Origin of the sequence: Pelomonas baiyunensis, assembly GCF_043555935.1 — a bacterium.
GTDB lineage: Bacteria > Pseudomonadota > Gammaproteobacteria > Burkholderiales > Burkholderiaceae_C > Pelomonas > Pelomonas baiyunensis.
Genome location: NZ_JBIGIB010000002.1, coordinates 540,681 through 560,156 on the forward strand (window position 1 = coordinate 540,681; position 19,476 = coordinate 560,156).

Here is a 19,476-nt window from a genome sequence, read left to right on the forward strand (position 1 = left end):
CGCGGAATTGTCCGGCGCCGCCGCGCGACCCGGCGGGCCGCAAGGCCTTCAAGAATGTGACGAGGTTGCGCATCCGCCTCCGCGTGGTGGGGCCACGGGTGGTGCGCAGGGGGCGCCTTCCTGCAAACTCGCCGTCATGGCGAGATCTTTGTGCAAACGTTGGCCGGCGCGCCTGGCGATGCTGACCGTGGCCCTGCCTGCGCTGGCCTGCGCCCAGGTGGAGGGCGGCGCGGCGGCGTCGCCGTTGCGCGTGTCGGGCTTCGGCACCTTGGGCTTGGTGCATGTCGATGCGCCTGATGGCTGGGGCTACCGGCGGGAGATGACCGAGGCCGCTGACAGCGGCCGTTGGCGGCACGATGTCGACTCGCGCCTGGGTTTGCAGCTGAACTACGCCTGGAGCCCGCAGTTGGAAGGCGTGGTGCAGGTCTTGGCGCGCAAGCGCGGCCAGCACGCCAGCGACCAAGACGCCGTGGAGTGGGCCTACCTCAGCTACCGGCCCACGCCGGACTGGAGCCTGCGTCTGGGCCGCGTGAACCTGGACGCCTTCTTGATGGCGGACTATCGCAACGTCGGTTACGGCTACCTCACGGCGCGACCGCCGGTGGATCTGTACGCCCCGTTGCCCACGGCGTTGGACGGCGGCGACGTGGCGCGCAGCTGGATGCAGGGCGACGCCCAGTGGCGCGCCAAGGTGGCCGTCGGGTCCTCGCACTTCGGGGACAGCGACCTGCAACGCCCGGGCTGGCTGCGCCGTGTGGTGACCGCCATGGTCTCGCGCGAGGAGGGCGGTTGGCTGCTGCGCGCCGGCGCCGCACGCACCACGCTGCACACCGACACCACAGACTCGCAGCCCGCCATCGACGCACTGACGCAGCTGGCCGCCATTCCGATTCCGAGCATTGCAGACGGCGCCCGTGACCTGCGCCAGCGCCTCGGGGCCTCGCCCCTGCGCGGCACCTTCCTGGAGCTGGGGCTGCGCTATGAGCAGGGCGACTGGCAGTACAGCGCCGAGTGGGTGCGCACCATCGCCATGCCGCTGAGCCGGCGCACCTCGGCCTACGCCACTGCGGGCCGCCGCGTGGGCGACTGGACGCCTTACGTGGGCTACGGCCAGTCGCGCGACGAACTGCCGCTGCTGGCCACGCCCAGCTGGGCCCCCGTGCTGACGCCCATCGTGGGGCCGGCCGCTGCGGCGGGCGCCCAAGGCCTGGCGCAGGCGGTGGTGAACGGCATGAACGCATCGCGCGTGGTGCAGTCCACCTGGACGCTGGGCGCCCGTTGGGACCTGCACCCCCAGGCCGCGCTGAAGCTGCAGTGGGACCAGGTGCGCACCGGTGCGCAGGGCTCGGGCCTGTGGAGCGGCGCACCGGCCGGCGCGCCGGCCACCACCAGCCGTGTGGCCTCGGCCGTGTTGGACTTCATCTTCTGACGCCATGAGCCGCCTGACCCGCCCCTCACTGCGCGCGCTGCTGGCCGTGGCGCTGGCCTGTCTGTGGGCCTTGCCGGCCCGCGCAGACTTCTATGTCGTGGTGCACACCAGCAACCCGCAGCGCAACCTCACGCAAAAAGAAGCCGTGGACCTGTTCATGGGACGCAGCCGGGCGTTCTCCAACGGCGACTTCGCGCTGATTTTTGACCTGCCCCGCGACAACCCCCGCCGCGCCGCGTTCTACGAGGCGCTGACCGGCATGAGCGTGGCGCAGGTCAACAGCTACTGGTCGCGCCTGATGTTCTCCGGCCAAAGCGTGCCGCCGCAAGCCTTGCCCGACGAAACCGCCGTGGCCAACCTGCTGCGCCGCAACCCCAGCGCCCTGGGCTGGCTGAGCAAGGAGCCCAGCGATGCCGGGCTGCGCACGGTGCTGGTGATCAAAGAGCCTGCGAAGTGACGACTCCGCTGTCGACGAATCCGCCGAAGGCCGCTGCGGCCACGCCGGCCCGCCCTTCATTCCGAGTGCGCGGGGCCCACAGCCTGCAACTGCGCTTCATGGCGCTGATGTTCCTGGCTGCGGCCGTGCTGGCGCTGGGCGCAGCCACCCTGGCCTACCACTTGGGGCAGGCTCGCGCGCTGAACAGCAGCCGCCAAAGCGTGGAGGCATTGGCCACCGCGGTGGAGAAAACCCTGGCCATCGGCGCCTACGCCAAGGACCCCGTGCTGCTGCAGGAGGTGGCCGACGGCTTGGCGCGCAACGAGTTGGTGGACACCGTTGCCGTGGTGGCGGCGGATGGGCGTGCCCTGGTGCAAGCGCAGCGCGCCGGCGCGCCCCGGCACCCGCCGGCCCATGCCAGCGTCATCTTGCGGCCGCTGGTGTCGCCGTTCGACGCCCACGAGCAGTTGGGGCAACTGCAGGTGCACTTGAACGACGCTCAGGTGCAGGCCGACGCCGACCGCGAGGCCTACACGCTGGCGGCTGCCATGGCAGGGCAGGCCGCGTTGCTCGCTTTGGTGCTGTACCTGTTGGCCGCGCGCTTGGTGTCTCGGCCCATCGTGCGATTGGCCAGTGCCCTGCGGCGCATGACGCCCGGGTCGGGTGAGCGGCTCGACACGCCCGCTGGCCACGCGGCGGACGAGATTGGCGTGCTGATTGCCGGCGCGAATGCGCTGTTGGAATCGAACGAGCGCGCCTTGCTGACCGAGCGGCATTTGCGCGCCGAGGTGGAGGCCATGGAGGCCCAGTACCGGCAGATCTTCGACTCCAGCAGCGCCGGCATCTTTGTGCTGAACGAAGGCGGCCGGCTGATCAACGGCAACCCCACGGTGTCGCGCGTGGTGGGCATGTCGATGAAAGAGCTGAAGGGGCTGAGCGAGTCGGACTTCATCGAACGCGTGTTCCACCGGCCGGATCAGGTGCGCCAGATGATCGACGACGCGGTGCGCAACGGCGAAACCGTGTCGGCCGACCTGGAGCTGGTGCAGCAGGGCGAAGAGTCGCGCTGGGTGCACTGCCTGATTTCGGTTCAGCACGCCCAAGCGCAAACGGTTGAAGGGGTGATCTACGACATCACCGACCGCAAGACCGACGAAAACGCGGTGCGCCACCAGGCCGAGCACGATGGCCTGACCCAACTGAAGAACCGCGCCGCTGGCCAAGCCACGCTGGAGCGGCTGGTGGTGGACGCGCAGGCCCGCGGGGCGCCGCTGTGCGTGGCCTGCATCGACCTGGACGGCTTCAAGCAAATCAACGACACGCTGGGCCACGCCAGCGGCGACGAGGTGCTGGTGGCCTGTGCCGAACGCATGCGCGTGGCGGTGCGCCGCTCGTCTGACCTGGTGGCACGCTTGGGCGGCGATGAGTTTTTGGTGGCGCTGCGCGATGTGGGTCCGGGCGACGAGGTGCTGGGCCGCGTGATGCGCGAACTGATCGACGGGCTCTCGCAGCCCATCACCCTGAGCACCGGCCGCGTGGCGCGCGTGGGCGTGAGCATCGGGGTGGCCTGCCTGCTGCGCCATGGCCGCGACGTGAAGGCGCTGGTGGATGCCGCCGACGAGGCGCTGTATCACGTGAAGCGCAACGGGAAAATGGCTTTTGCGCTAGCGTTGACGGCTTGATCCACCGTCAACGCCCATGACCGCTTACACCCCGCCCCAGGTCTGGACCTGGGACACCGCCAGCGGCGGTGCCTTCGCCAGCATCAACCGCCCCATCGCCGGCCCCACCCACGAGCGAGCCCTGCCCGTGGGGCAGCATCCGCTGCAGCTCTACTCATTGGGCACGCCCAATGGCGTGAAGGTCACGGTGATGCTGGAAGAGCTGCTGGCCCTGGGCCACACCGGCGCCGAGTACGACGCATGGCTGATCCGCATCCATGAGGGGCAGCAGTTCGGCAGCGGCTTCGTGGCGGCCAACCCCAACTCCAAGATCCCTGCGTTGATGGACCACAGTGGTGGGCCCGGCGTCGCGCCGGTGCGGGTGTTCGAGTCCGGCGCCATCCTGGTGTACCTGGCCGAGAAGTTCGGCAGCGCCTTCCTGCCCCGCGACGGCGTTGCCCGCGCAGAGACGCTGAGCTGGCTGTTCTGGCAGATGGGCAGCGCGCCCTTCCTGGGCGGCGGCTTCGGCCACTTCTATGCCTACGCGCCGGAGAAGCTGGAGTACCCCATCAACCGCTACGCGATGGAAGTGAAGCGCCAGATGGACGTGCTGAACCGCCACCTCGCCGAGCGCGAGTACCTGGCGGGCGACGCCTACACGATCGCTGACATGGCGGTGTGGCCCTGGTACGGCGCGCTGGCCAAAGGCCAGCTGTACGGGGCAGGGGAGTTCTTGTCGGTGCATGAATACACGCACGTGCTGCGCTGGGCGGACCAGATCGCCCAGCGCCCGGCGGTGCAGCGGGGCCGCAAGGTCAACCGCACCTTTGGCGACCCCGCCAGCCAGCTGCATGAGCGGCACGACGCCAGCGACTTCGACACCCGCACGCAAGACAAGCTCCTGCCCCAGCCATGATCACCCTCTACGACTGCGCCACCGCGCCCAGCCCCCGCCGCGCCCGCATCCTGCTGGCGGAAAAGCGCGTGCCGCACACCACGGTGCAGGTGGACCTGCGCGCCGGTGAGCAACTGGGCGAGGCTTTCCGCCGCATCAACCCGCAATGCACCGTGCCGGCCCTGGTGACCGGCGAAGGCCCGGTGTTGACCGACAACGCCGCCATCGCGGCCTACCTGGAGGCGCGCTTTCCGGAGCCCCCGCTGCTGGGCCGCACCGCGCTGGACAAGGCCGAGATCGCCAGCTGGCAGTGGCGTGTCGAGTTCGAGGGGCTGATGGCGATTGCCGAAGCCCTGCGCAACAGCACCCCTGCCATGGTGAACCGCGCCTTGCCCGGGCCGGTGGATTACGCGCAGATTCCGGCCCTGGCCGAGCGCGGCTTGGCGCGGCTGCATCACTTCATGGCCAGCTTGAACGCCCACCTGGAGGGGCGCGAGTTCATCGCGGCCGGTCAGTTCAGCATCGCCGACATCACCGCCGTGGTGGCTGTGGACTTTGCGCGGGTGGTGAAGGTGAAGCCCGGCGAGGAGCACCCGCACCTGCTGCGTTGGCGAGAGGCCATGCAGGCGCGCGGCACGATGGGCTGACCGGCCTCGCCGGGGCTGCCCGGCGTGTTCAGGCGCCGTTGTGGGGCAGCAGGCGGTCGCTCGGCCGCGCCAGGTAGAACCATTCCGTGCCCGGCTGCGACTTCACGTTGGGGAACACGATGCGCCCCTCGCTGGGCGCCAGCACGGCTTCGCCACTGGCGCGGGTGCCAATGGTCTGGCCGCTGGCAATCGCATCGAAGCTGGCCCACTCGCGGGCGAACTGGTCGCCCATGTCTTCGCGGTCGATCACTTCGTACAGCTGCAGCACTTCAGGCGGCTGTGCGGGGCGGTGCGGCTCCACCGCGTCGGCCGTCACCATGCCCAGGAACACCAGCGTGCGCAGGATGGCCAGGCGCGCCACCTCGGGGCCGTTCGGGTCCAGGTGCTGGCCGCACTCCAGCGTGATGGCCCAGCCGCCCGTGGAGCGCATGTACTCGGTGGTGCCCACGCCGTAATGCGGGTCGATGATGAGCGAGGTGCGGCGCGAGCCGTCGTGGTCGCGCAGCTGGCGGCGCTGCAGGCCCAGCGCGTAGGTGGAGAGCCAGCCTTCCACGATGCGGCTCACGCCCAGAGCGGCGGCCAGGGCCGATTCGGTGGCTTCCTGCGTGAAGGGCTCCAACTCGCCCGTGTTGTTGCGCGGGCCGACCATGGCGAACGCCGGGCCGTTGCCCTGGAAGCTGTGCAGGTCCAGGATGCCGTCGTGCTGCGCAATCAGCGGGCACAGCACGCGGGCGATGCGGTCTTCGTAGTCGTGCGCAATGACCGGCGGGCGCAGGTTGCGGTTCAGGTTGCGGTCGCCCTCGCGGCGGTTCAGCTGGTTGGCCAGCGGGTTCACGATGGGCACGAAGGTCAGCGTGCCGCGTTCCAGCACCAGCTCGCCGGAGTCGAGCTTTTGCATCAGGCCGGCCATGGCGTGGGTGCCATGAACCTCGTTGCCGTGCACGGCAGCGGTCACCAGCAGGCGCGGGCCCGGTTGCAGGCCGGCGTACTGGTGGATGCGAAGGTGGCGGGTGGGCGTGGTCATGGCGTCAGCAGGGCAGAAGAGAGGGGGCGGTCGGCGGGCAGCAGCCGGCGGGGCAGTTCGGCCACGGGCTGGCCGGCACGGTAGGCCACCAGGCGGTACAGCGTGGCAAAGGCGTAATCCGGCGGCGCCTCGCCGGCACCCAGCAGCAGTTCGCCGCCGCGGCGCACCGCGTCGGCCAGAAACGCGGGCAGCCGCAGGTGGTAAGGGTTGCGCTCAATCTCGCCGGTATGGCGCTCCAGCGCGGTGATGAGGCGGGCGGTGTCGGCCAGGCTGGTTTGCACCAGCGTGTTCGGATGCGCCTGGGTGGACCAGAACTCGGTGTGCGCCAGCACGGTGTCCGCCCGGAGGGCGGCCAGCGCTTCCATCACCGCACGGCACACGCCGCGGTGGCTGGGGTTGTCGTCCAGCGCGTGCGGGGCCAGCACCAGGCGCGGCTGGTGCTGCGCCAGCACATCGACCAGGGCCTGCACGTGGGCGGTCCACAAGGTGGGGTCTCGCTCGGCGGTGTCGGCGCGCACATCGCTCAGGCCGTCCGTCCCGACGCGGACGCAGTCAAAGCCGAGCACGCTGCAGGCGTCTTGCAGTTCGGCCCAGCGGGCGTCGCGTCGGTCGGGGTTGCTGCCCAGCGTCACAGCCACGTTGGTGACGCGCCAGCCGGCTTCCTGTTTCAGGCGCAGGGGCAGGGCGCCGACGATGCACTCGTCGTCAGGGTGGGGCGCAAACACCAGGCAGTGGCCGGGGGCGGCCTCAAGAGCCGGCGCGGTGTGGCGGTCGGGCGGCGCGCCCAGCAGGGCGGCGAATTGGGTCAGGTGCTCGCCCCAGCGGGCGAGGTCGGCTTCCAGCGGCATGCCGGCATCCTAGTTCACGGCTTGGGCGGCATCAGCGCTGGGCGGCACGGGCGGGCCAGGTGGCCAGCAGCACGCCCAGCAACGCCAGGCCGTACGCCATGGCTTGCAGCGCGGACAGGCCTTCGCCCAGCAGCAAGCCGATGCAGGCCGTGCTGACCGGCAAGAACACCATGAACACGCCGGCCTGGGCCGCCGGCAGGCCCCGAAGGCCCGCCATCCACAGCCACACGGTGATGACGCTGGCCGTGGCGGCGTAGTAGCCCAACAAGCCCCAGTCTTGCCAACGCGGCCCGCTGAAGTCGAAGCTGAAGCCCTGCCAAAGGGCCAGCGGCGTCACCAGCACCAGCCCCCAGAGGTTGATGAGGGCGCTGATGCGCTTGGGGCCCAGCCCGGCGGTGAGTTTTTTGCCGATCACCACGTAGCAGGCTTCGCAGAACACCGCGGCCAGCAGCAGCAGGGCGCCCAGCGGCGTGGTGTCGGCCCCGCCGTGCTTGCCGGTGGCCACCAGCGCAATGCCGCCCACTGCACAGGCGATGCCGGCCAGGGTGCGCACACTCAGGCGTTCACGCAGCACAGCCCAGCTGAGCAGCGCCACGGCCGCCGGGATGCCGGCCATGATGACCCCGGCCACCACGGCCGAGCTTTGCCGCAGGCCGAACAGCATGCAGATGGAGAACAGGAAGTTGCCGAGGAACGATTCCAGGAACAACAGCAGCCGCGAGCGGGCGTCCAGCGGGGCCTCGTGGGCGGGCTTCTTCAGCCACGGCAGCATCAACAGGGCGGCCATGCCGAAGCGCAGGCCGGCCAGCAAGAACACCGGGAATGCCGCCACCAGCAGCTTGGACAGACCCACGTAGCTGCCAACCAGGCTGGTGCTCGCGGCGAGCAGGCCGTAGGCCCGCCAGGGAATGGGATGCATGGACAGATTTTCGGGCCGAGCGCGGGAGACGCCCGCGTTCAGCCTCGCGTGGCCGCGCGAGGGATCAATCGAGGGTCAGCGCGACGAACTGCGTGAACTGCTCGGGGTTGAAGTTGTTGTCCGACACCAGCACCAGCGTGCGCTTGCCATTCACCGTGGGCCCGAAGGTGATGCCCTCGATGTTGTCCACCGCCAGCGGCGTGCCGTCGTCGTTCTTCAGCGTGGACAGGTCCAGCAGCAATTGGCGCCGGGCCAGTACCACGTCGCGCCCCTTGAGGGTGGGCCAACCCGCCACGTTGGTGGCGCCGGTGGTGTCGATCAGGAACAGGCGGATGGTGTTGCTGGTGGGCCTGCCCGTCAGCGCGGCATGGCCGGGCGTGGCCGCGCCCACCGCGAAAGAGCGCTCGATGGCAATGAACTGGTGGTCAGACAGCGCCAGCAGGTCGGCCACGCCGTTGGTGGCGAAGTCGCCGGCTTTGGCAGGGGCGAACACGACCGGGCCCACTTCGTAAACGTACTCGGCACCGGCCGCGCCGGTGTCCAGGTCAAATGACAGCATGCGCGCGCGGCTGGGGCGGTTCACGGCCGTGGGCAGGTCGTCTTGCGCCAAGGCGTTTTCGGTGATGGTCCAGAGCGTTTTGCCGTCGGGCGTGAGGGCAATGCTCTCGAACGCGAGATTGTTGTAGACGCCCATGTCGCCGGCGGCAATGCCGCCCACGCTGCCCGCCGGCAGGTAATGGCTCGGCACCGGGAACGCACCCGCCGGCGCGCCGTCCGGCTTCATGCGCCGCACCGTCGGCGCCTGGAAATCGCCGTTCTTGCGCTGGCCTTCGTTGCACCAGTAGATGAGCTGTCGGCGCGCGTCCAGGCGCAGGCCTTCGGGGTCGACACGGTTGCGGCCGAAGGGGCGGCCATCGAGGTCTTGAATCGTGGTCATGGCCACGAAGCGCACACCGTCGCTGCCCGGCGTGGCGGTGCGCCGGAACTGGCTCAGGTCCAGCGCCAGTTCGTAGAAGCGGGCCGGTGCCACCTCGCTGCGGTCATCGCTGATGGCGAGGTAGCGGCCAGTTGCGGGGTTGTAGTCCAGGCTGGACAGACCGCCCACGGCCGCCCCCTGGAACGGCGTGCCCGTGGGCACGATCTGTTGACCGAGGTAGCTCAGCGTTTGCGCATGGGCGCCCAGGCCCAGCAACGAAAAGGCCGCAACAGCGGCCAGGTGGAACAACGACTTCATTCTTTTCCTTGGTGCCGCTCGCGCCCCGCGCGGCGGCCGTGGATGTGCCTGCCGATTGGGCCGCTTCAGGCAGCCCGGCGCAGCGCACTGCGCAGCGTGTCGATGATGCGTTCGATGTGGCTGCTTTCAATGATGAGCGGCGGCGACAGCGCAATCGTGTCGCCCGTCGTGCGGATCAACAGGCCCTGGTCCCAGCAGTCCAGGAACACGTTGAACGCGCGCTTGGCCGGTTGGCCGTCCAGGGGCTTGAGCTCGATGCCACCCACCAGGCCGATGTTGCGCACGTCGATGACGTTGGGCTCGTCGCGCAGCGAGTGCAGGGCCTGGGCGAACTCGTCTTGCATGCGGGCGGCGCGGGTCAGCAAGTCGCCGTCGGCGTAGGTGTCCAGCGTGGCCAGGCCCGCGGCGCAGGCCAGCGGGTGGGCCGAGTAGGTGTAGCCGTGGAAGAACTCGATCAGGTGCTCGGGCCCGGTCATGAAGGCGTCGTGGATCTTCTGCTGCGCGAAGACCGCGCCCATCGGCACGCAGCCGTTGGTGATGCCCTTGGCCACCGTCATCAGGTCGGGCGTGACGCCGAAGGTCTGCGCGCCGAAGGGGTTGCCGGTGCGGCCAAAACCGGTGATGACCTCGTCGAAGATCAGCAGGATGCCGTGCTTGTCGCAGATGTCGCGCAGGCGCTGCAGGTAGCCCTGCGGCGGGATCAGCACGCCGGTGGAGCCGGCCACGGGCTCGACGATGACGGCCGCGATGGTGGACGCGTCGTGCAGTTGCACCAGCCGCTCCAGGTCGTCAGCGAACTCGGCGCCATGCTGCGGAATGCCGACCGAGAACGCATTGCGCGCCGGGTCGTGCGTGTGGCGGATGTGGTCCACACCCGAGAGCAGGCTGCCGAACATCTTGCGGTTGGCCACCATGCCGCCCACCGAGATGCCGCCGAAGTTCACGCCGTGGTAGCCACGTTCCCGGCCGATCAGTCGGGTGCGGGCGCCTTCGCCGCGCACGCGGTGGTAGGCGATGGCCATCTTGAGCGCCGTGTCCACCGACTCGGAGCCCGAGTTGGTGAAGAACACGCGGTTCATGCCGGCCGGTGCGATTTGCGCCAGGCGCTCGGCCAGCTCGAAGGCCTTGGGGTGGCCCATCTGGAAAGGCGGTGCGAAGTCCAGTTCGGCCGCTTGCTGCTGGATGGCCTGCACGATCTTGGGCCGGTTGTGGCCGGCATTCACGCACCACAGGCCGGCAATGCCGTCCAGCACCTCGCGACCCTTGTCGTCGCGGAAGAACATGCCATCGGCCTGGGTCAACAGGCGCGGGGCCTGTTTGAACTGCCGGTTCGCAGTGAACGGCATCCAATAGGCATCCAGCTTGGAAACATCAGCGCTCATGCGGGGCTCCTGTGCATCTGCGGCGGGCAGTCTAAAAGCTAATTTGACGGAGTGGTCAGAATTTGCCGACGCCTGAGGGTTCCCACCAGCGGCATCAGCTGCACCAGCAAGATGCAGCCCAGCATCAACCCGCAACCGAGCAGGCCGGCGGCGTTCAGCCGTTCGCCCAACAGCGCATACCCAAAGGCGGCGGCAAACAGCGTCTCTGACGAGAGGATGATGGCGGCGTCGGCCGCATGCGCGTAGCGCTGGGCCACCACCTGCGCCGTGAACGCCACGCCCACCGACAGCACGCCGGTGTACAGGATGGGCCCGGCCGCGGCTTCGATTCCCGTCCACCCGTCTGGCTCCATCACGAAGGCTGCGACGAGCGACAACACCCCGCACACCGCGAATTGACCACTCGCCACGAGAAAGGGCGCACCCATGCGGTCCGCCCAGCGGCCGACCATCAGCACGTGCACCGCCCAGGGCACGGCCGAGCCCAGCACCCACAGGTCGCCCAGGCCGATGCGCAATTCATGCGCGCCCGACAGCAGGAACGCGCCCACCAAGCAGCCCGCAGCCGCAGGCCACACCGACCAGTGCGCCACCTGCCGCAGCAGCAGCCACGACAGCACCGGCACCAGCGGCACGTACACGGCCGTGAGGAAACCGGCATTGGTGACGCTGGTGAACTGGATGCCCACCTGCTGCATCACCGCGCCCAGCGTCATCAAGCCGCCGAGGCCGGCGATGTGCCAGCCGTCCAGCCGCGACAGCGGCCGGCCCTCGCGACCCAGGCGCCGCCACTCCAACACGGCCAGCGGCAGCACCACGGCCGATCCGATCAGGAAGCGCACGCCCGTGAACAGCAGTGGGCCCACATCGGCCATGCCGTGGGCCTGGGCCACGAAGGCCGAGCCCCAGATCAGGGCGACGAGGGTCAGCAGGAGGTTGGCTTGAAAGCGGGACATCAATGGCCTTGTTGCAGGGCGGTCAGTTCCGCCTCGTCGAAACCGGCCGCACGGCGGGCTTCGAGGTTGAAGGGCGCGCGCAGGCGGGGCGCCTGGTAGCGGGCGGCCAGTTCGGCATAGGTGCTGACCGGCTCCAGCCCGCGTTGCTCGCACACGTACCGGTACCAGCGGTTGCCCGCCGCCACGTGGCCGATTTCGTCACGCAGGATCACGTCGAGGATCGCGCCCGCCGCGTGGTCGCCCGCACCCACGAGCTTGGCGCGCACGGCGGGCGAGGCATCCAGGCCGCGGGCCTCCAGCGTGCGGGGCACCAGGGCGATGCGGGCCAGCAGGTCGTGCTGGGTGCGCTCGGCCATGTCCCACAGCGCGTTGTGGGCGTCGAAGTCGCCGTAGTCAAAACCCAGCGTCAGCAGGTGGTTGCGCAGCAGCGTGAAGTGCGTGGCTTCTTCCTGGGCGATGCGAAGCCAGTCGCGGTAGAAGGCCTCGGGCATGCCGGGGAAGCGCCAGCAGATGTCGAGCGCCAGGTCGATGGCGTTGAGCTCGATGTGCGCGATGCTGTGCACCAGCGCGGCAACGCCAGCCGGCGTGCGCATGGAAGGCGGCTTCAGGCGAATGTGGGGCACGAGCTGTGGCCGTGCCGGCCGGCCCGGAATGCCCGGCGGCGCGTCGATGAGTGCAGTCGGGTTGACCGGCAGGGTGGTGGGCAGGGCCAGCGTGGCGGCAGCTTTCGCGGGCGCGTCGGCGGTCAACAAAGGGCCGAGCGTGGCCAGACGAAGTTCGGACATTCCCGCAATTTTAGAATTCGCGTTTTTGCAGGGAGGCCCGCGATGGCGATTTACCAGCTCGACGAGCACATCCCCGACGTGGCCGACAGCGCCTGGGTGGCAGACAGCGCCGAGGTGATTGGCCGCGTGACGTTGGGCGAGGACGTCAGCGTCTGGTTCAACGCCGTGCTGCGCGGCGACAGTGACTCGCTGACCATCGGCGCCGGCAGCAACATTCAAGACAGCTCGGTGCTGCATGCCGACACAGGGTTCCCGCTCGTCATCGGCGAGCGCGTGACCGTGGGCCACCAGGTGATGCTGCACGGCTGCACGATCGGCGATGAAAGCCTGATCGGCATCGGGGCGGTGGTCTTGAATGGCGCCCGCATCGGCCGCAACTGCATCGTGGGCGCCGGCGCGCTGGTGACCGAGGGCAAGGAATTCCCCGACGGCTCGCTGATCGTCGGCGCACCGGCCAAGGTGGTGCGCGAGCTGACTGAAGCGCAGATTGCCGGCCTGAAAGCCAGCGCCTCCCATTACGTGAACAACGGCCGCCGCTACGGCGCTGGCTTGAAAAGAATCCGATGAGCGAACTCCATAAATTCCTGTTCGATGGTTTGCCCGTGCGCGGCATGCTGGTGCGTCTGACCGACGCTTGGCGCGAGGTGCTGGCACGGCGTGAGCCCGGCCAGGAATACCCGCCCGAACTGCGTGACCTGCTGGGCCAGATGAGCGCAGCGGCGGTGCTGATGCAGGCCAACATCAAGTTCAATGGCGCGGTGGTGCTGCAGATTTTTGGCGATGGCCCGGTGAAAGTGGCCGTGGCCGAGGTGCAGCCGGACTTGGCGTTTCGCACCACGGCGAAATGCGTGGGCGAGGTGGCACCAGGCGCCTCGCTGGAGGCCATGGTGAACCTGCGCGGCCAGGGCCGCTGCGCCATCACGCTGGACCCGAAGGACAAGCTGCCCGGCCAGCAGCCCTACCAGGGCGTCGTGCCGTTGCACGGCGATCAGCGCGAGCCGCTGCAAAAGGTGAGCGAGGTGCTGGAGCACTACATGCTGCAGTCCGAGCAGTTGGACACCAAGCTGGTGCTGGCAGCCAACGGTGACATCGCGGCCGGCTTGCTCATCCAGCGCCTGCCGGTGGAAGGCGAAGGCAACCTGGAAGGCAAGAAGAACGAGGACGACATCGGCCTGTCCGATGCGTTCAACCGCATCGCCATCTTGGCCGGCACGCTCACCTCAGAAGAGTTGCTGACGCTGGACGCTGACACCATCTTGCGCCGGCTGTTCTGGGAAGAAACCGTGACGCGCTTTGAACCCCAGGCGCCGCGCTTTGCCTGCACCTGCTCGCGCGAACGCGTGGGCCAGATGCTGCTGGGCCTGGGCCGCGAGGAGGTGGACAGCGTGCTGGCCGAGCGCGGCGACGTGGAGATCGGCTGCGATTTCTGCGGTCGGCACTACCGCTTTGATGCGGTGGATGTGGGTGCGCTGTTCACACCGGCCGGGCAGCAGCCCGAGGGCGGCGCAACGATTCAGTGAGCGGATTGCACGGCCTGGATGGCCGTAAGTGCGGTCGCCAGGCGCTCGGTGGGGGTGCCGGCGATGTCGACCCAGGGCAGTTGGGCGGCGCGCAGCACGTGGCGCAGGCGCTGGTCGATCGCCTCGCGCACGGCCGGGCCGTCGCGCAGGAAACCGTCCGCCTGCCACGGCAGGTCGGGCGCGCACAGCAGGGTCAAGGCGCACTGTCGGTGCTTGGCCAAGGCCGGCGCAAGCAGGCTGTCGTCGGCAAAGTAGTGCTGGCTGAACACGGCCGTCATCAGCGGCGTGGTGTCGCAGATGACGTGCGGGTGTGTGCGGGCGGCCTCGGCGATTTGGGCCGCTTGCGCGGCTGCGATGGCCGCCTGTTCGTGCTGGGCCGGTGTGCGTTGATGTTGCAGGCACCAGGTGCGCAGGTACTCGGGCACCAAGGCAGCCTCCAGCGACGCGGCCAACTGCGCCGCCAGCGTGGACTTCCCCGTGCACTCCGCGCCCAGCAAGGCGACGATCAAGCCGGCCTCCGCGCCTGCCGCCACGCGCGCCAGCCCATCACGCTCATCGGGATGAATCCGGCGTAAAGGACCACCGTCAGCCAATAGCCCTTCAGGCCGAACAGCACGACGCTAACGGTGTTGACTACGATCCAGGTCGGCCAGTTTTCCTCGTACTTGCGCGCCAGCAGCCATTGGCCGAGCAGGCTGGCCACCGTCGGGAAGGCGTCCCAGTAGGGCAGGGGGCTGTCGGTCATGCGCGCCAGGAACAGGCCCAGCAGCGGCCAGGCGGCGAGCGTCAGCAGCACCGGCCGCTGCAGGCCGGCCCAGCCGAGGCGGCGCACCTTCAGCGCTTGCCCGTCGGCTGCGCGGCCGAAGCGCCATTGCCACCAGCCCCAGCCGGCCAACGCTGCGAACAGCAGTTGCAGGCCGGCTTCACCGTAGAGCTTGCCGTCCAGGAAGAGCGCGAAGTACATCAACGAGCTGATGAGGGCCAGCGGCCAGGCCAGCAGGTGCACGCGCATGTTGCACACGACCATCCACACCGCCAGCACGAATGCGATGAGTTCCAGCCAGGAAATCGGGCTGCCGAGCGCGGTGAACGCAGGCGCCAGCAGCGCCGCCCAAAGCGTGGCCAGCATCAGCGCTTGCCGGCGGAGGCGGCGGTGGGCGTGACGGGGATGAACACCTCGTCGGACTTGATCATGCCCAGCTCGAAGCGGGCTTTTTCTTCCACCATCTCCAGGCCTTCGCGCAGGTCACGCAGTTCGGCCTGAAGCTGGGCGTTGCGCGCGCGGGCCTTGTCGTTGTCCGCGTGCGCTGCCGCCACCTCCTCCCGGAGGTGGGCGACATAGGGAAGGCTGCCCCGACCCATCCAGAGTTGGGCTTGGATGGCCACCAAGAAGGCGACCAGCACCAGGGCCAGGACCTTCAAGGCTTACTTCAGGTTGTAGAACGCGGCACGGCCGGGGTACACCGCCACATCGCCCAGGTCTTCTTCGATGCGCAGCAGCTGGTTGTACTTGGCCATGCGGTCCGAGCGCGACAGCGAGCCGGTCTTGATCTGGCCCGCGTTCAGGCCAACGGCGATGTCGGAGATGGTGCTGTCTTCGGTTTCGCCCGAGCGGTGCGACACGACGGCGGTGTAGCCGGCGCGCTTGGCCATCTCGATGGCGGCGAAGGTTTCGGTCAGCGTGCCGATCTGGTTGATCTTGATCAGGATCGAGTTGGCGATGCCCTTCTCGATGCCTTGCTGCAGGATCTTGGTGTTGGTCACGAACAGGTCGTCACCCACGATCTGCACGTTCTTGCCCAGGCGGTCGGTCAGGATCTTCCAGCCATCCCAGTCGCCTTCGGCCATGCCGTCTTCGATGGAGATGATGGGGTACTTGTCGACCCAAGTGGCCAGCATGTCGGTCCACTCTTGCGAGGTCAGCTGGATGCCGCCTTCGCCTTCGAGCACGTACTTGCCGTCCTTGTAGAACTCGCTGGCAGCGCAGTCCAGGCCGATGGCGATCTGGTCACCCGCGCGGTAGCCGGCCTTGTCGATGGCTTGCAGGATCAGCTGGATGGCCGCTTCGTGGCTTTCCACGCTGGGGGCGAAGCCGCCTTCGTCACCCACGGCGGTGGAGATGCCCTTGTCGTGCAGGATCTTCTTGAGGGCGTGGAACACCTCGGCACCCCAGCGCAGGGCCTCGCGGAACGACGGTGCGCCCACGGGAATGATCATCAGCTCTTGCAGGTCCAGGCTGTTGTTGGCGTGGGCGCCGCCGTTGATGACGTTCATCATCGGCACGGGCAACTGGTTGCCGTTCATGCCGCCGAAGTAGCGGTACAGCGGCAGACCCGACTCTTCGGCCGCAGCGCGGGCCACGGCCATGGACACGGCCAACATGGCGTTGGCGCCCAGGCGGCTCTTGTTCTCGGTACCGTCCAGGTCGATCAGGGTCTTGTCGAGGAAAGCTTGCTCGGAGGCGTCCAGGCCCAGCACGGCTTCGCTGATCTCGGTGTTGATGTGCTCGACGGCCTTCAGCACGCCCTTGCCCAGGTAGCGGCCCTTGTCGCCGTCACGCAGTTCGATGGCTTCGCGCGAGCCGGTGGACGCGCCCGACGGCACGGCGGCACGGCCCATCACGCCCGACTCCAGCAACACGTCGCATTCGACGGTGGGGTTGCCGCGGCTGTCGAGGATCTCTCGGCCGACGATGTCAACGATGGCGCTCATTCAGTGTCTCCAGGAAGTGAAAAATTCAGGGCGGACGGAGTGTGCCAAGCGGGCGTTACCGCGTCACATCAATCGAGGGGTTCAGATGCCGTCCACCACCACCATGCGCATCACGCCGGCTTCCAGGCGCAACGACTTGGCATGTTGGTAGGTTTCGGAGTCGTAAAAGGCTTTGGCTGCAGCGCGGTCTTTGAAGCCGAGCAGCACCAGGCGCGACGGGGTCCACGGGCCTTCCAGCACCTCGAATTCACCGCCCCGCACCAGCACCTCGGCACCGTGCTCCTGCATGGCCTTGGTGCTCCATTCGCGGTACTTGGCCATTTGCTCGGGGTTGGTGACGGTGACGTCAGCAATGATGTAGGCGGCCATGCGGGGTTCGGTGAGAAAGGGCGTTGTGGGTTGAAGCGGTCGACACCCTGCGGGCGTCGAAGCCGGGGGGCTCAGCAGGAGAAATCGTTCTCCAGCAGCGGCTGTTGCTTGACGACGCGGTCCAGCGCCACCAGTTGCTCCAGCAGTGTCTTCATGTGCTTGAGCGGCACAGCGTTCGGGCCGTCGCTGAAGGCTTCGGCCGGGTTCGGGTGGGTCTCCATGAACAGGCCCGCCACTCCCACGCCCACGCCAGCGCGGGCCAGCACCGGCACCATCTCGCGGGCGCCGCCGCTGGAGCCTCCGAGGCCACCGGGCTTCTGCACCGAGTGGGTCACGTCGAACACCACCGGGGCGCCGGAATTGCGCATCTCGGCCAGGCTGGTCATGTCGGCCACCAGGTTGTTGTAGCCGAAGCTCACACCGCGCTCGCAGGCCAGGAAACGGTCTTGCGACAGCCCCACCTCCGCTGCCGCAGCGCGTGCCTTGTCGATGACGTTTTTCATGTCCCACGGCGCCAGGAACTGGCCCTTCTTGATGTTCACCGGCTTGCCGCTTTGGGCAACGGCGCGGATGAAATCGGTCTGGCGGCACAGGAAGGCCGGCGTTTGCAGCACGTCCACGACGGCCGCGACGTCGGCCACCTGGCTGGCGTCATGCACATCGGTCAAGATGGGCAGGCCGGTCTGGCGACGCACTTCATCCAGGATCTTCAAGCCCGCATCCATGCCCACGCCGCGCTTGGACGTGCCCGAGGAGCGATTGGCCTTGTCGAACGAGCCCTTGTAGATCAGCGGGATGCCCAAGCTGTCGCAGGCTTCCTTCAGGCGGCCGGCCACGTCCAGCGTGATCTGCAGCCCCTCGATGGAGCAGGTGCCAGCGATCAGGAAGAAGGGGCGGTCGAGGCCGACCGAGTAGCCGCAGAGTTCCATCACGATGCCTTTGCCTTGTGGTCCAGCGCAGCCTTGATGAAGGCCGTGAACAACGGGTGGCCGCCCCAGGGGGTCGACTTGAATTCCGGGTGGAATTGAACGCCCACGTACCAGGGGTGCACGTCGCGCGGCAGTTCCACCATCTCGGTCAGCTTCTCGCGCTGCGTGATGGCCGAGATGATCAAGCCGGCCTTCTGCAGGCGGTCGAGGTAGTGCTCGTTGGCCTCGTAGCGGTGGCGGTGGCGCTCGTTCACCACGGGGCCATAGATGTCATGCGCCAGCGTGCCGGCCTTGACGTCGGAGCTTTGTGCGCCGAGGCGCATGGTGCCGCCGAGGTCGGAGTTGGCATCACGTTTTTGGATGCTGCCGTCGGCGTCTTGCCATTCGTCGATCAGGGCGATGACGGGGTGAGGCGTTTCGGGCTCGAACTCGGTGGAGTTGGCGCCCTCCAGGCCGGCCATGTGGCGGGCGTACTCGATGGTGGCGACCTGCATGCCCAGGCAAATGCCGAGGTACGGCATCTGGTGCTCACGGGCGTACTGGGCGGCCAGGATCTTGCCCTCCACACCGCGCTTGCCGAAACCGCCGGGCACGAGGATGGCGTCGTACTGCGACAGGCTGGACACCGTCTCGGGCGTCAGCGTTTCGCTGTCGACGTACTCGATCTTCACGCCCGCGTGGTTGTGGATGCCGGCGTGGCGCAGCGCTTCGTTGAGCGACTTGTACGAGTCCGACAGGTCGGTGTACTTGCCGCACATGGCGATGGTGACTTGCGTCTTGGGGTTCTCGACCTCGAACACCAGGCTGTCCCAACGCTTCAGGTCGGCCGCCTTGGTGTTGAGCTGCAGCTTGGTGCAGATGAGCTGGTCCAGCCCCTGCTCGTGCAGCACGCGCGGCACCTTGTAGATGGTGTTCACGTCCCACATCGAGATCACGCCGTACTCGGGCACGTTCGTGAACAGCGAAATCTTTTCGCGCTCGTCGTCCGGAATGCGGCGGTCGGCACGGCAGATCAGTGCGTCGGGCTGGATGCCGATTTCACGCAGTTTCTGCACCGTGTGCTGGGTGGGCTTGGTCTTCAGTTCACCGGCTGCGGCAATCCACGGCACGTAGGTCAGGTGCACGAAGGCCACGTTGGTCGGGCCCATCTTCAGGCTCATCTGGCGCGCGGCTTCCAGGAAGGGCAGGGACTCGATGTCGCCCACCGTGCCGCCGATTTCCACGATGGCCACATCCACCGCGTCCGGCGTGCCATGGCCGGCACCGCGCTTGATGAATTCCTGCATCTCGCCGGTGATGTGCGGGATCACCTGCACCGTCTTGCCCAGGTAGTCGCCGCGGCGTTCCTTCTCCAGCACCGACATGTAGATCTGGCCGGTGGTGAAGTTGTTGGCCTTCTTCATCCGCGTGGTGATGAAGCGCTCGTAGTGGCCGAGGTCGAGGTCGGTTTCTGCGCCGTCATCGGTGACGAAGACTTCGCCGTGCTGGAAGGGCGACATCGTGCCGGGGTCGACGTTGATGTACGGGTCCAGCTTGATGAGGGTGACTTTGAGGCCGCGCGATTCGAGGATGGCAGCCAGGGAGGCCGACGCGATGCCCTTGCCGAGAGAGGACACCACACCGCCGGTGACGAAGACGTATTTGGTCATGTCTTGCAGCAGCCCAGAACAGGCTGCTGTGGTGGGAAATTGCGATTGTAAATGCTCCGACTCACCCCGGCCTTCGCGCTG

At 68.1% G+C, this 19,476-nt stretch carries 21 protein-coding genes; 7 read left to right on the forward strand and 14 right to left on the reverse strand.

The features are described 5' to 3' along the window. Window positions 1-136 precede the first annotated feature (136 nt). From ACG01O_RS08840 to ACG01O_RS08860, 5 genes are read left to right on the forward strand one after another with little or no spacing between them, the layout of a single operon-like run. Window positions 137-1,429, forward strand: coding sequence for a hypothetical protein (locus ACG01O_RS08840; RefSeq protein ID WP_394383621.1), 1,293 nt, complete (start codon window positions 137-139; stop codon window positions 1,427-1,429). A gap of 4 nt (window positions 1,430-1,433) precedes the next feature. After that, on the forward strand, window positions 1,434-1,886 hold the full coding sequence (locus tag ACG01O_RS08845) for a hypothetical protein (RefSeq protein ID WP_394383623.1): 453 nt from the start codon (window positions 1,434-1,436) through the stop codon (window positions 1,884-1,886). Further along, a complete protein-coding gene (locus tag ACG01O_RS08850; protein ID WP_394383624.1) occupies window positions 1,883-3,547 on the forward strand; it encodes a diguanylate cyclase domain-containing protein in 1,665 nt (554 codons plus the stop codon). Before ACG01O_RS08845 ends, ACG01O_RS08850 begins: the two co-directional genes overlap by 4 nt. Window positions 3,548-3,563: 16 nt before the next feature. Continuing rightward, entirely contained in the window at window positions 3,564-4,442 is an 879-nt protein-coding gene (gene yghU, locus ACG01O_RS08855; protein ID WP_394383626.1) for a glutathione-dependent disulfide-bond oxidoreductase, read from the forward strand. Continuing rightward, window positions 4,439-5,068 (forward strand): glutathione S-transferase family protein, encoded by a 630-nt coding sequence (locus ACG01O_RS08860; RefSeq protein ID WP_394383628.1) that lies wholly within the window; start codon window positions 4,439-4,441, stop codon window positions 5,066-5,068. The genes yghU and ACG01O_RS08860 overlap by 4 nt, the downstream gene beginning before the upstream one ends. A gap of 28 nt (window positions 5,069-5,096) precedes the next feature. Here the strand turns inward: ACG01O_RS08860 and ACG01O_RS08865 are convergent, their stop codons facing one another. The 7 genes from ACG01O_RS08865 to ACG01O_RS08895 form a co-directional block, all read right to left on the reverse strand. Next, window positions 5,097-6,092, reverse strand: coding sequence for a succinylglutamate desuccinylase/aspartoacylase family protein (locus tag ACG01O_RS08865; RefSeq protein WP_394383630.1), 996 nt, complete (start codon window positions 6,090-6,092; stop codon window positions 5,097-5,099). After that, on the reverse strand, window positions 6,089-6,940 hold the full coding sequence (locus ACG01O_RS08870; RefSeq protein WP_394383632.1) for a PIG-L deacetylase family protein: 852 nt from the start codon (window positions 6,938-6,940) through the stop codon (window positions 6,089-6,091). Before ACG01O_RS08870 ends, ACG01O_RS08865 begins: the two co-directional genes overlap by 4 nt. A gap of 31 nt (window positions 6,941-6,971) precedes the next feature. Beyond that, on the reverse strand, window positions 6,972-7,859 hold the full coding sequence (locus ACG01O_RS08875; protein ID WP_394383634.1) for a DMT family transporter: 888 nt from the start codon (window positions 7,857-7,859) through the stop codon (window positions 6,972-6,974). A 64-nt stretch (window positions 7,860-7,923) separates the two neighbouring features. Next, complete coding sequence (locus ACG01O_RS08880) at window positions 7,924-9,093, reverse strand: esterase-like activity of phytase family protein (protein ID WP_394383636.1); 1,170 nt, start codon at window positions 9,091-9,093, stop codon at window positions 7,924-7,926. Window positions 9,094-9,158: 65 nt separating this feature from the next. Then, window positions 9,159-10,475: an omega-aminotransferase AptA gene (gene aptA, locus ACG01O_RS08885; RefSeq protein ID WP_394383637.1), complete on the reverse strand. Its 1,317-nt coding sequence runs from the start codon at window positions 10,473-10,475 to the stop codon at window positions 9,159-9,161. Window positions 10,476-10,513: 38 nt separating this feature from the next. After that, entirely contained in the window at window positions 10,514-11,431 is a 918-nt protein-coding gene (locus tag ACG01O_RS08890; protein WP_394383639.1) for a DMT family transporter, read from the reverse strand. Next, window positions 11,431-12,216, reverse strand: coding sequence for a ferritin-like domain-containing protein (locus ACG01O_RS08895; RefSeq protein ID WP_394383641.1), 786 nt, complete (start codon window positions 12,214-12,216; stop codon window positions 11,431-11,433). Before ACG01O_RS08895 ends, ACG01O_RS08890 begins: the two co-directional genes overlap by 1 nt. A gap of 42 nt (window positions 12,217-12,258) precedes the next feature. On the opposite strand from ACG01O_RS08895, the gene ACG01O_RS08900 reads away from it, so the two are divergent. Continuing rightward, window positions 12,259-12,783 carry a gamma carbonic anhydrase family protein gene (locus ACG01O_RS08900; RefSeq protein WP_394383643.1) on the forward strand — a complete coding sequence of 175 codons (525 nt, stop codon included), beginning with the start codon at window positions 12,259-12,261 and terminating at the stop codon, window positions 12,781-12,783. Next, window positions 12,780-13,736, forward strand: coding sequence for an Hsp33 family molecular chaperone HslO (gene hslO, locus ACG01O_RS08905; RefSeq protein ID WP_394383644.1), 957 nt, complete (start codon window positions 12,780-12,782; stop codon window positions 13,734-13,736). Before ACG01O_RS08900 ends, hslO begins: the two co-directional genes overlap by 4 nt. On the opposite strand, the gene ACG01O_RS08910 is transcribed toward hslO, so the two are convergent. The 7 genes from ACG01O_RS08910 to ACG01O_RS08940 form a co-directional block, all read right to left on the reverse strand. Next, window positions 13,730-14,245 (reverse strand): AAA family ATPase, encoded by a 516-nt coding sequence (locus tag ACG01O_RS08910; RefSeq protein WP_394383646.1) that lies wholly within the window; start codon window positions 14,243-14,245, stop codon window positions 13,730-13,732. The genes hslO and ACG01O_RS08910 overlap by 7 nt on opposite strands. Beyond that, a complete protein-coding gene (gene pnuC, locus ACG01O_RS08915; protein ID WP_394383648.1) occupies window positions 14,242-14,865 on the reverse strand; it encodes a nicotinamide riboside transporter PnuC in 624 nt (207 codons plus the stop codon). The genes ACG01O_RS08910 and pnuC overlap by 4 nt, the downstream gene beginning before the upstream one ends. Next, a complete protein-coding gene (locus tag ACG01O_RS08920) occupies window positions 14,865-15,158 on the reverse strand; it encodes a septum formation initiator family protein (protein ID WP_394383650.1) in 294 nt (97 codons plus the stop codon). Before ACG01O_RS08920 ends, pnuC begins: the two co-directional genes overlap by 1 nt. A 3-nt stretch (window positions 15,159-15,161) precedes the next feature. After that, window positions 15,162-16,448, reverse strand: a complete 1,287-nt coding sequence (gene eno / locus ACG01O_RS08925) for a phosphopyruvate hydratase (RefSeq protein WP_394383652.1) — start codon at window positions 16,446-16,448, stop codon at window positions 15,162-15,164. A gap of 81 nt (window positions 16,449-16,529) precedes the next feature. Further along, window positions 16,530-16,817, reverse strand: coding sequence for a DUF1330 domain-containing protein (locus ACG01O_RS08930; RefSeq protein ID WP_394383654.1), 288 nt, complete (start codon window positions 16,815-16,817; stop codon window positions 16,530-16,532). A gap of 71 nt (window positions 16,818-16,888) precedes the next feature. Next, entirely contained in the window at window positions 16,889-17,746 is an 858-nt protein-coding gene (gene kdsA / locus ACG01O_RS08935; protein ID WP_394383656.1) for a 3-deoxy-8-phosphooctulonate synthase, read from the reverse strand. Next, a complete protein-coding gene (locus ACG01O_RS08940) occupies window positions 17,746-19,395 on the reverse strand; it encodes a CTP synthase (protein ID WP_394383658.1) in 1,650 nt (549 codons plus the stop codon). The genes kdsA and ACG01O_RS08940 overlap by 1 nt, the downstream gene beginning before the upstream one ends. Window positions 19,396-19,476 lie beyond the last annotated feature (81 nt).